The organism is Paenibacillus glacialis, assembly GCF_001637205.1.
In the GTDB taxonomy this organism is placed as follows: Bacteria; Bacillota; Bacilli; order Paenibacillales; family Paenibacillaceae; genus Paenibacillus_AQ; species Paenibacillus_AQ glacialis.
In genome coordinates this window covers 35,786-47,759 of sequence record NZ_LVJH01000027.1, presented here as the reverse complement: position 1 = coordinate 47,759, position 11,974 = coordinate 35,786, and the positions used below count along the sequence as shown (strand labels likewise).

The following is an 11,974-nucleotide window of genomic DNA, read 5'->3' as shown; positions in this document are numbered from 1 at the left end:
ATGATAATGAAAGGAAATGGACAAACGTTGGTTAAAAAAGAGAGGCCCCACACCCTTTTTTCAAGGTGGAATCGAGGATTCCAGTATAATCATCAGCAGTTATTCATAAATCGCTCAACGAAACAAAAGATTCTCTTCTATTAGCTGACCGGATTTATTCAAATATAAAATGGAAGATTCCCGAAAAGTTCCATGACTTCTCTACGAGCCAATGATTTGCTGAAAGTTTTCTAAGCTTCCATAGAATCTAATTCAGAGTCTCTAGTTCATACATCATCAGCTATTTTACTTAGTAGCTTGTTCTATGTGTTCTGTTGTGTTCCCTATTTTTAAGATTGCAAAAGTCATGATACATATAATGATCACTAATACAATCAATGCTGGAACGAAATTGCCAAATAGATCTACTGTTAGCCCAATAAATGCAGGACCAAGAGATCCTAACAGATAACCTCCGAATTGTACCATCGCAGTCCATGATATGGCTTCGGTTGTATTCCTAGCTTCTTGTATAGGCATGAGTATGGCTAATGGGAATAGACCACCAGCACCTATACCTAGAAATACTGTAGCTACCCATGGGTAGAAGTGTAGCATTAGCAATATTATGCCTATGACTTCAGATAGACTACAGAGTAGTAACCACATTTTTCGATTACCTGTTTTACTAACAATCATCGGCATTGTTAAACTGATCGGAATTTGAATCACTGTAAACAAGGTGAGGATATTGCCAGATTGAGCTTGGCTTAAGCCTGTTGATTGCACGATGGGAGCTAACCAAGCTGTTATAGAATAAAAAATAGCTGCCATACACCCGAAAAATAACATGAGTAGATTCACACGTTTATTTTTTATAAATAAGGACGAAATGGATATGGGATTGTTATTAGGTTTACTACTTTTTAAAAGTGGGAGTAGAAGTAAAGAAGCTGGGATTGCTAATATGCTCCAGAAACTTAATGACTGTTGCCAAGAATCATTCAGGCTGTGGAATAAAGGTATAGAAAAGCTAGATGCAATCGCCGCACCAATGACCATGAATACGGAATAAATACCTGTGAATCCTGGTTTTTCGGGAAAGTACTTTTTAATAAACCCTGAAATTAAGGGGCCAGCAATGCCTATACCCATACCAGATACAAAAGCTGTACTTAGCAATAAAATGCTATCATTGACGGACATACGGAGTAAAGTCGCCGTAAATATTAAGGACATAGCTAACAGTAGAGATTTCTCGATTCCTAAACGGTTATTTAACTTGATGGATGCAATAGCGAATAGGCCCATACATAATACTGGTAGGGTGGTTATTAAACTAGCAGTCAGCCCGCTCATTCCTAAACTGGTCTGGATAATATCGAGTAAGGGACCCACAGAAGTAATGGAGGGCCTTAAATTCAATGAAACTAAACATATAATCATAACGAGGTAAACAACACGCATATGAAGCACCTTCTTCCTTTATCATAGATTTCATTGTAGACTTGCATTTATGATAGATCAATACTACTATTTCTATTAGAACTATAGTTTAAGGCTATAGTTGAAGGAGGATGTCGTATGGAAATCAGGCAACTGCAGTATTTTCTTGTATTATGTAGCGAACTACATTTTTCTGAAGCGGCATTTAAACTGCGGATTTCGCAGCCTACGCTAAGTCAACAAATTCGTGTATTAGAAGATGAGTTAGGCGTACCTCTGTTCGATCGTATAGGAAAAAAGACGTTTAAGACTGAAGCGGGTGAGCTCCTTCAGCATCACGCTTTACAAGTTATTCAACAATTAGAAAATGCTACGAATGCCATAGCTGATCTTACAAATCTGAATTCCGGTTATTTACGGGTAGCAGTCCTACCATCCGACCTTGATTATCGATTAACCTCTTTACTCGTAGACTTCCACAAGGAATTTCCAAATACGAAAGTTCAAGTGATACCATCCATGGATATTTTAAATAATGTGCTAGATAATGAAGTTGATATTGGTGTTGGGTTAGAGATTCAACCTGATCATCGATTACATCGGATACCTTTCTATACAGAGTCGTATAGTCTTTATGTTAATGAAGAACATGATTTAGCAGATAAAGAGGTTGTTGTGCCTGCGGACTTGGTGAATCTACCTTTGGTTATGTATCCTAAGGGCTACTATGGTCGTGATTTAATTGATATGTGGTGTGAAGATCAGGAAATTTCTATCGATACTTGTATGGAGACTGGATCCGTTGCATCACTCTTTCAACTCGTAAAAGAAGGCATAGGAGCTACTATTCAACCTAGTCAACTGATTGAAAGTTTCCAATCCATCGGAATTTGTGCAATTCCAATCAGTCATTCACCTACGAGGAAGTTGGAGATGTTTTATCGTAATGATAAATATTTAAGTCAAGCTGCAAAGGCATTCTTGAGAAGGATGGCAACTTTTTTTGGAGGCTAATCGTAAAAGGTAGAAGATTGTTCGCTGAAATAATCATAAAAGGTAGATGTAGGGGGAGATCATGAATGGTTGAAAGATCTATATTAAATCAAATCCTTAATGTCATCGGAGATCCATCGCAGGATATACATTTGCTCGGTGGATATTTCAATAATGTTTACGAAATCCGCGCTGAAAAACCGATTGTAGTTAAGATATTCAACAGTGAAGTTGATCATGAAGAACAGATCGCATCTGAAATTGATTGGACTCGATATCTTTATGAGCATGGGATCAACGTAGCTATTCCTATATTTATTAAGGAAGAATCGTATATCCATCGGTTGAACGACAATCTTTTTTTCATAGCATACGAGAAAGTAAAAGGAAATCATGTTGATATACATAGTGAAATCTGGAATGAGGAATTATTTAATCAATGGGGTAGAGCGATGGGGAATATGCATTTCTTATCGAAGTTATCTAAAGGTAAATACAAGCGACCTGAGTGGTATGAGCATAAGATTTATCAGATGGATATGAGCCAGTTTGATCCTGTTATTAGAGAGAAATGGGAGAATTGCCTTGAAGTTATTAAATCAATGAACCCAAACAATGATACATACGGAGTAATACATGGGGATTTACATCATCATAATTTCTTATACGATACAGGGGAATTGACAGTGATTGATTTCGGAGATAGTGAATACAATTTCTACGCATATGATATTGCCATCGCTATTTATCATGCTTCTCAAACGGTTAAAGACATGGACAAGCGAAAAAGGTTTGCGAACATTTTCTTCAAGTTATTTATGGAAGGATATTCAGTTGAGAACTCGGATGTTAATAAAATAGTAAAAGAAGTAGATTTTTTTATTAATTATAGGCATCTATATTCATTTGTTTACCACACTCAGTTTTTAGATAAAGCTAACTTAAATGAACAACAACTGCAGTATTTAGAGGATATGAGTAGAACAATCATTAACCAAGATTCTTATTTAGGGATTGAATGTTTTTTTGAAAGTGGTTCATACTAATTGGGCTCGACTTATCCCTTGACCAAGAATGAAGACTTGCCGATGAAATAGGTACCATGTTACGATGGACAAGACATGGTGATCTTTTCCTTACATCATATGTTTATAATGATACAAACACATGATGGAGATTACTTTTTTCCATGATCACAAATTATAAGAAGCTGAGGTGACTTGTTCAATGAATGATGGATTAGCAAAAGCTCTAAATACACAGATGAATTTTGAATTTTATTCTGCTCATGTCTACTTAGCTATGGCTGCATATTGCTCGGGTGAAAGTCTTGATGGATTTGCGAATTTCTTCACAGTTCAGGCTGAAGAAGAACGTTTTCATGCAATGAAAATATACAAGTTCCTCAACGACCGTAGACAGCGTGCGACGCTGGAAGCTTTGCCGGAACCGAAGAACGAGTATGCTTCAATGCTTGATGTGTTCGAACATGGTTATTCACATGAGAAACAGAATACTAAGAAATTCTATGCCTTGGCTGATTTAGCTACGGACGAACGTGAACATGCTACGATTTACTTCTTGAAATGGTTCATTGATGAACAGGTTGAAGAAGAGTCTCTATTCGATAACATCATTCAGAAGCTTAAACGTATTGAGAAAGACAGCAACGCATTCTACAGCTTAGATGCAGAATTCGCTTCTCGTTCATTCACACCACCGGCGGAATAATAGATTGAACATAATGGATGAGTAAGACAAAGGGTGAGGACTCTTTGGCTTACTCATCTTTTTTTATTTGTTTTAAAACCAATATTAATTAGTTGAATAAAAAATGACCCCTTGATTAAGGAGTCATCTAAGATCATACATGTAAGTAAACTTTGACATCGATGATGGTTCGATTATTCTTTGTTTACTTTCGTACCGCTTCATATACGAATTTCTGTTGTCCATTGGATGGAGATTTACCATAGTCGAAATCAGCACATACAACGACGTCCGAGAAGCCGATGTTTTCTAATATGAGCTTAAATTCTTCGATACCATACCACCGTAGTGCAAATCGTTGCAACTCGGTCTGTATAAGGGAGCCGTCACGCCACTTTTCATATTTTAAATAGGAAACTTTATGTTGATTGAATAAATCTGCTTCTACAAGCTTGTTTTCCAAGGTGATGATATCACCATTTGGTAAGTTGAAGGTCGATGTATCGATATACTGACCACACATAAAGTTATTGTCTGTTAGGAAAATATCAAGTATAAGACGTCCGCCTGGCTGAAGATGGTCGAATAGGCGCTTCAAGGCTTGAAGTGATTCATCACGCTTTTCGATTAACAAGAATGAGCCAGCTGGAATAATGATCGCTTCATATTTATGAGGTAAAGAAAGTCCTTGGATATTGGACTCATACAAATCTGCCACTAATCCTCTTTCTTCACAACGCTTACGGCATGAATCCAACATTTCGGGTGAATAGTCAATTCCATCTACTATAAGACCTGATTCGAGAAGCGGAATGATGACACGTCCTGACCCGACCATGGCTTCAAGAATTCGTCCTTTACAATCTTTGAGACGGTCTCGGTAATATTCTATATCACCATCGAATGAATGACCGATTTCCTTAGTGAGATCATAGACCTCTGTACAAAGTTCACCATAATAACTAAAAGACATATATTGTTTCCTCCGTGAATTAAATTATTTTACTACGGAAAAGGATCTTTATGATTTATCCCTTTCGCACCTTATTAATGTGTAGTACGGATTTAAGCATTTGCATGAGAATCACTCACTTTCGATTTGAATTAAATTCAGTATAGGTTTAAAGGTAAAATGTGGTCAATAGTAGAGAATGAATAAAACAATATTTTCCTGAAGTGAGAAAGCCAAATACATAACCTCGAACGTCTAATGGATATACAGTGAAAATACAAGAAGGAGGCGGGTAAGATTATACGATTAATTGATAAAGCTCGAAGTGGAGATGACAAAGCATTCTTAGAACTATTTCAGGTATATGAAAGTGATATCTACAGAACAGCATTTGTATATGTCAAAAATCAAAGTGATGCGCTCGACGTGGTTCAAGAAACAGCATATCGGTCATTCAAATCAGTCAAAAATTTAAAAGAGGCGAAGTACTTTAAAACGTGGCTAATCAAAATTGCGATAAGCTGTTCTATCGACTTACTTCGGAAAAGAAAAAATGTTGTACAGATGAAAGCTGTCATGATGGAACAAATTACTGAAGATGTGCAAGAAGATATCGATTTAGAAGTGACGGTTCAAGAACTGGTTGAACTGTTAGATGAGGATGAGAAAAGCGTCGTTATTCTGAGGTTTTACCATGACTTAACTATAAAAGAAGTTGCAGAGACCCTTAATATTCCATTGGGAACTGCAAAAACGCTTTTATATCGTGCTTTGAAAAAACTCCGAAAAGAATGGAAAGGAGACGGTTATTATGAGCAATAAGATAAAACTTGAAATCGATAAAATAGTTATTCCTAATGAACTTCATGAAAGAAGTAAGATGGGGGTTCAGAAAGCAAAATTAGAAATCCCAAAAAATAAACGTTACTGGTCAAAGGCGATCACGCTTGCAGCTAGCGTGGTTATCGTGTTTGGTGGCTATGGTGTGTACATGGATTACTTTGAAAGAGATCAAAACCCAATGAATACACCCATAGTTGTCAAGAATCCTGGTCTTCAAATTCCGGTAATTAAATTACCTGAAGTTAGTGGGAATGAGAAAGTAGATATGGTGGGGCTAATCGTATATAACGGAAAGATTTATACGCAAACAGCAACAGAAATAGATCCTAAATTCGCCAAAAACATGTTGGGTGAGAAACTTGGGACGACAAGAGGGGGAATTGATGAGTGGAGTAAGCAAGATAAATATGCCGTTCAATTCGCTTCAACTATCGGAGAAATAGATGTGTATTCCGTGAAAGGATACGATAAGAGTTTTAGAATTATGTCGTATTCTGAAATTGATGGTGAAGTCTATTCGGAGTACTATGAGTGCCTCAATGGAATAACCATTCATTCTGGTGAAGATGTGTTCGGCAAACTAAATATAACTGGGAATATTCAAAGCGCACAATACCGAATTCATAGTGATTGGGACTATGGTGTAGAGCGGTTCTTTCCCATACAAGTGGATTTGTTAAAAAGCTTTGCTGAAACACTAAATCATGCCATTCCGTATTCACGTGCAAGTGTTGAAGAGAAACTTGGTGACTTCAGAAACGATGAGAACTACAGACAAATGATTCTTCAATTGAAGGATGGTTCTAAAGTAAGTGTTGTGGTCCTTAAAGATGGGTACATTAGTTATGGAAATGCAGACGTATATTTTAAAATAGATAGTGAGATTTTCAAGGGAATATGGGGGGCATTGAATATCCACAGCGTTTCTGGAAAATAATTAATCTGATGAAATTTAAGTCAACATTAATAGAATGGATAGAGAGTCAGATGAGTCTGATCACGCTATCCATTCCTTTTCGTTGTGTGGTATGAATTACGATTAAATGATATCTTTAAAAAAATCAAAAAATGCATCTTTTACTTGTTGTCTTGGTTCAAAAACATCATGTCCTGCATGCTGAACTCGCACTACATCGGGGTTGTATTGTTGGTATACCGTTATTTGTTCTTCGCTTAAAAGAGAACCTGGTTCATTTCCTTTCAGAATTAGCAGATTGCCGTTTATACTGTCTAAAGCAGATGAAAGGTCAACATCATCAGATTCAAGTTGAAGTAGAATAGGAAACTCCTTTGAATAATTTTTGTGGATTAAGCCCTCTTTTTCAACATAATAGATGTCTTTCTGATCATCAAATTCTTCTCTGCTTAAATGTTCGGTTAAGGCTAAGGTGCCATATAAATGATCCCAAGAATCATACTCTTTGTAGGAATTGACCATTCGATGTGCCCAGTCTTCCTGTATCTTCGTATAATGAGTTGGGAAATCGCCAATTATAAGTCCTTGAATACGCTCAGGATGTTGCAAAGCATATTGTAGAGCATAAGCTACACCTCTTGAATAAGCAATGAAATGAGCCTCGGTAATCCCCAAATGACTCATTACAGCATTAATATCAGATGCCATATGTTGTAGTGTAAATCCTTGTTCAGGCATACCACTCTCGCCGCAACCTCTAATGTCTATCGCAATTACATGTCTTGGACTCTCATTCTTAACGGAGACCAGTTCCTCACCGATCCAAGTATACATCCTAGCATTTGAGAGGTTTCCATGTATGCATATCACAGGGAGTTTATCACTCGTCCCAGGGGGTTTCCATTCTAAATAGTGAGTTTTAAAACCTTCATTTCTTTCGATAAAATGGCTCTGCATGTTATTCCACCTCCTGTAATACTTTCCCAAGAGTATACTTGAATATCTGGAATTTGCAACGGTTATGAAATGAAATTGTTAGTTATCTGATAAAAACCTTGTTTGTAATGACATATTCGTATAGAATTCTGATAGTGCGTCTGAAGATATTAATTTAAGATGTTAAATATAAATAGGCATAAAAGGGGAATATCATCTTGAGCGAAGAACTGGCCCAAAATGCAGTTATGGTTGTAACTGGGATCCCAGCAAACTTGCTGATAGTGGATGCTCAAAGCTACGAGGGCTGTTATGTGTTTGTATCGAACTTGTCGCAAAAAACATACCACGTTGAAACAACACACAAGGTGAATCGCTATTCGCCTGAAGAAACACAGGACATGAAGATCATTGGAGAGCACGATGGACTATGTGTATATGAAATGACTCCTTGGTGGAATGAGCTTGTATAATGAATTAGAGAAGGAGTGTTATGATGAGTAAAGGAACGGTATGGAACAAAGGTAAACATAATGGTGGACCTGATCGTATTAAAAGAAACGCTACGGATAAGAATAAAAAATCTGCAGAAGTTGTCACACCTGAAAGAATAGACTTGGATAATCCGATCAATAGTGTAAAACCGATGAAACGTGATAATACGGTCGTTAGGCCAGCACGTATAGTTCAAAAAGATGCAACTAAATAAGTAAGTCCATTTATAAACTAATACGACTTTAGAAGAAATGCCATCCAACGAGAATTGCTGGGTGGCATTTCTTCGTCGTTAGAAGGTTGTATAGTCTGTTTCATATAGGTTAATCCTATGCTATCGACATCCTTGAAAAAGGGTTTAAATATGATGGGAGGACGACAATATGGAGAATGATAAGGAACCTCAAATACCCCAACCGAAAACATATGGTCCGCTGGGTAATCTTCCGCTACTAAACATTGATGAGCCAATTCAGTCGCTGACGAAACTTTCATATGAGTTCGGACCTATATTTAGAAACGTGTTACCTGGAGGAAAGAGCAACGTCTACATTTCAAGCGAGGAATTAGTGGCTGAGGTGTGTGATGAATCTAGGTTTGATAAACGGGTATGGGCGCCACTACAGAAAGTCCAAGCTTTCACGGGAGACGGGTTGTTCACAAGCGAGACGGTTGAACCAAATTGGCAAAAGGCTCATAATATTCTGATCCCAAGCTTCAGTCAAAGAGCCATGCAAGGGTACCACGGTATGATGGTGGATATAGCTGTACAACTTGTTCAGAAATGGATGCGCTTAAACCCCGATGAGAAAGTAAATGTCCCAGAAGATATGACCCGTCTTACACTAGATACAATCGGTTTATGCGGATTCAATTATCGATTTAATAGCTTTTATCGTGATGAACCTCATCCATTTATCGTAAGTATGGTGCGAGCACTTGATGAGGCGATGGCTCAACTTACACGATTTGAGATTCAGGATAAACTGAAGATCATGACGAAACGGCAGTTCAAAAAGGATAAAGATGCATTATTTTCCTTAGTTGATAAAATAATTGCTGAACGTAAATCGAGCGGTGAGGAAGAAACAGAAGATCTCCTATCTCGAATGTTAACGAGTAAAGATCCTGAGACAGGTGAAGGATTAGATGACGAGAATATTCGGTATCAAATGATTACGTTCTTGATTGCCGGTCATGAGACGACGAGTGGTTTGCTTTCTTTCGCCATTTACTATCTTTTAAAGAATCCAGATAAGTTGCAAAAAGCTTATGCAGAGGTAGACAGTGTTCTTTCAGATTCAACGCCTACGTATAAACAGGTTCTTGATCTGAAATACATACGAATGATTCTGAGTGAATCATTACGCTTATGGCCAACGGCTCCAGCATTCTCTCTCTATGCGAAGGAGGATACACTGCTTGGAGGTAAATATCCTTTGAAGAAGGGAGAGAGTGTTAATGTACTAATCCCCAAACTTCATCGTGATACAAGTGCTTGGGGGGAAGATGTGGAAGATTTCCGTCCAGAGCGATTTGAGGATCAGAGTAAGGTGCCGATTAATGCTTACAAACCGTTCGGTAACGGTCAACGGGCATGTATCGGACAACAGTTCGCCTTACACGAAGCCATATTAGTGCTTGGCTTAGTTCTCAAGCATTTTGAAATCATAGATCATTCGAACTATCAGCTCAAAGTAAAGGAAACGTTGACGCTGAAGCCAGATAATTTTGAAATTCAGGTTCGCCCGCGTGAGCATATTAAGGTAGAATCTTCTATTAACAATATGTCGGCTAAGGCAGATGTCTCTAGATCGTATTCGGAAAAAGATCAACCACAGGCTGCTTCAATCATTGGCGTTAATGATCAACCACTACTTGTGTTGTATGGATCAAATTTAGGTACAGCCGAAAGCATCGCACGTGAGTTAGCAGATATCGTACGATTATATGGTGTGAAATGTGAGGTAGATTCCCTTAATTCCCGCATAGGTCATTTACCTACGGAAGGTGCCGTATTGATTATCGCCGCTTCCTATAATGGTAAACCTGCTAGCAATGCACGTGAATTCGTACAATGGTTGGAAGAGGTAGATGATGGTACATTTCAAGGTGTAAATTATGCCGTATTCGGGTGTGGAGACCGTACTTGGGCTAGTACGTATCAGGATGTGCCAAGATTCATAGATGAACAGCTTTCTCTTAAAGGAGCCACAAGGTTCTCTGAACGGGGAGAGGGTGATGCTAGTGGAGACTTCGAGTTAAATCTGGAAGAATGGCGAGAACGCATGTGGTCAGATCTGATGAACGCATTTAATCTGAAATTCGACCACAAGGTGGAGAACGAACGAAATTCCCTTAATGTTCAATTCGTCAGTGGAATAGCAGGTGCTCCTCTCGCCCAAACCTACGATGCTGTTCACGCTACCTTAGTGGAAAATCGTGAGCTCCAATCATCAGACAGCGACCGGCGAACACGTCATATCGAGGTAATACTGCCGGAAGGCGTTACTTATACAGAAGGGGATCACCTTGGTGTATTACCAAGTAATAGTAGTGTGAATGTCAATCGAATCCTTCAACGGTTCGGATTGAGTCGGAGTGATCAACTGATCTTATCAGCAAGCGGACGCAGCGCGGCACATCTTCCGTTGGATCGTCCTGTTAGTCTATATGAGCTACTCAGTCATAGTGTTGAGGTGCAGGAACCCGCGTCCAGAGCGCAATTGCGAGAGCTTGCCTCTTACACAAGTTGTCCTCCTCATAAACGTGAGTTGGAGGTTTTGTTAGAAGAAGGGGCCTATAAGGAAGATATTTTAATGAAACGTATCACCATGATTGATCTTCTTGAAAAATACGAAGCGTGCGAAATGCCATTTGAGCGATTCTTGGAACTGTTGCCACCACTTAAACCGAGATACTATTCCATATCTAGTTCACCAAGGGTTCGTCCTGATCGGGCTTCTGTCACTGTGGGTGTTGTAATTGGTCCTGCTTGGAGTGGTCTAGGTGAATACAGTGGAGTTGCGTCTAATTACTTGGCCGAACGACAGCCAGGGGAAGATATTATTATGTTCGTACGTACACCGGATTCTGGATTTGGACTTCCTGAAGATCCGCTAACACCAATCATTATGGTGGGTCCGGGAACTGGGGTAGCTCCATTCCGTGGTTTCCTTCAGACGCGTAGATCATTGATGGAAGAAGGAGAAACCTTAGGCGAAGCGCATCTTTATTTTGGCTGTAGGAACGATACCGATTTTATCTACCGTGAGGAACTTGAACAATTTGAGAAAGAAGGGGTGGTCACGCTTCATACCGCCTTTTCACGCAAGGAAGGAACATCCAAGACGTATGTGCAACACTTGCTGAAGCAGGATTCAACTGAAATGATTGATATATTGAACGGGGGAGGCGTGTTGTACGTATGCGGGGATGGTAGTAAAATGGCTCCGGATGTAGAGAAAACCTTAGAAGAAGCGTATCAAATCGATCAAGAAAAGAATGAACATGACTCAAAAGAGTGGTTAAATCAACTGCAAAAAGAAGGTCGTTACGCCAAAGATGTATGGTCACGTGTTTGATAAATTGATGAGTAACGCAAAGAGTTAACAACGCTTTGTGTTACCCATCTTTTTTTCGTTCAGGCTTATGTCATAAGCTTCTGTACGACAGATAGTGCCATACACTATCACATTGTGACA

The 11,974-nt window shown here is 38.8% G+C and carries 11 protein-coding genes; 8 read left to right on the top strand and 3 right to left on the bottom strand.

The window, feature by feature from the left end; translation table 11 throughout:
* Nucleotides 1–285 precede the first annotated feature (285 nt).
* Nucleotides 286–1,446, bottom strand: a complete 1,161-nt coding sequence (locus PGLA_RS15335; RefSeq protein WP_068534227.1) for an MFS transporter — start codon at nt 1,444–1,446, stop codon at nt 286–288.
* A gap of 117 nt (nt 1,447–1,563) precedes the next feature.
* Here PGLA_RS15335 and PGLA_RS15330 point away from each other — a divergent pair, with 117 nt between their 5' ends.
* The 3 genes from PGLA_RS15330 to PGLA_RS15320 all read left to right on the top strand — a co-directional run bounded on the left by PGLA_RS15330 (nt 1,564) and on the right by PGLA_RS15320 (nt 4,149).
* On the top strand, nt 1,564–2,439 hold the full coding sequence (locus PGLA_RS15330) for a LysR substrate-binding domain-containing protein (protein WP_068534225.1): 876 nt from the start codon (nt 1,564–1,566) through the stop codon (nt 2,437–2,439).
* A gap of 65 nt (nt 2,440–2,504) precedes the next feature.
* The gene (locus PGLA_RS15325; protein WP_068534223.1) at nt 2,505–3,464 is read left to right on the top strand and encodes a phosphotransferase enzyme family protein; all 960 of its coding nucleotides are present in this window, start codon (nt 2,505–2,507) and stop codon (nt 3,462–3,464) included.
* A 181-nt stretch (nt 3,465–3,645) separates the two neighbouring features.
* A complete protein-coding gene (locus PGLA_RS15320; RefSeq protein WP_068534221.1) occupies nt 3,646–4,149 on the top strand; it encodes a ferritin in 504 nt (167 codons plus the stop codon).
* Nucleotides 4,150–4,333: 184 nt separating this feature from the next.
* Here the strand turns inward: PGLA_RS15320 and PGLA_RS15315 are convergent, their stop codons facing one another.
* Nucleotides 4,334–5,101, bottom strand: coding sequence for a class I SAM-dependent methyltransferase (locus PGLA_RS15315; protein WP_068534219.1), 768 nt, complete (start codon nt 5,099–5,101; stop codon nt 4,334–4,336).
* A 276-nt stretch (nt 5,102–5,377) separates the two neighbouring features.
* Between PGLA_RS15315 and PGLA_RS15310 the strand changes: the two genes are divergently transcribed.
* Together PGLA_RS15310 and PGLA_RS15305 are read left to right on the top strand one after the other, a co-directional pair.
* Nucleotides 5,378–5,902: a sigma-70 family RNA polymerase sigma factor gene (locus tag PGLA_RS15310; protein WP_068534217.1), complete on the top strand. Its 525-nt coding sequence runs from the start codon at nt 5,378–5,380 to the stop codon at nt 5,900–5,902.
* The gene (locus tag PGLA_RS15305) at nt 5,892–6,860 is read left to right on the top strand and encodes a hypothetical protein (protein WP_068534215.1); all 969 of its coding nucleotides are present in this window, start codon (nt 5,892–5,894) and stop codon (nt 6,858–6,860) included. The genes PGLA_RS15310 and PGLA_RS15305 overlap by 11 nt, the downstream gene beginning before the upstream one ends.
* Nucleotides 6,861–6,962: 102 nt before the next feature.
* On the opposite strand, the gene PGLA_RS15300 is transcribed toward PGLA_RS15305, so the two are convergent.
* Nucleotides 6,963–7,796 (bottom strand): alpha/beta fold hydrolase, encoded by an 834-nt coding sequence (locus PGLA_RS15300; protein ID WP_068534212.1) that lies wholly within the window; start codon nt 7,794–7,796, stop codon nt 6,963–6,965.
* A 197-nt stretch (nt 7,797–7,993) separates the two neighbouring features.
* Here PGLA_RS15300 and PGLA_RS15295 point away from each other — a divergent pair, with 197 nt between their 5' ends.
* The 3 genes from PGLA_RS15295 to PGLA_RS15285 all read left to right on the top strand — a co-directional run bounded on the left by PGLA_RS15295 (nt 7,994) and on the right by PGLA_RS15285 (nt 11,854).
* Nucleotides 7,994–8,248 carry a hypothetical protein gene (locus tag PGLA_RS15295; RefSeq protein ID WP_068534210.1) on the top strand — a complete coding sequence of 85 codons (255 nt, stop codon included), beginning with the start codon at nt 7,994–7,996 and terminating at the stop codon, nt 8,246–8,248.
* A 20-nt stretch (nt 8,249–8,268) separates the two neighbouring features.
* Complete coding sequence (locus PGLA_RS15290; RefSeq protein WP_145939567.1) at nt 8,269–8,484, top strand: hypothetical protein; 216 nt, start codon at nt 8,269–8,271, stop codon at nt 8,482–8,484.
* A 169-nt stretch (nt 8,485–8,653) separates the two neighbouring features.
* Nucleotides 8,654–11,854, top strand: a complete 3,201-nt coding sequence (locus PGLA_RS15285; protein ID WP_068534205.1) for a bifunctional cytochrome P450/NADPH--P450 reductase — start codon at nt 8,654–8,656, stop codon at nt 11,852–11,854.
* Nucleotides 11,855–11,974 lie beyond the last annotated feature (120 nt).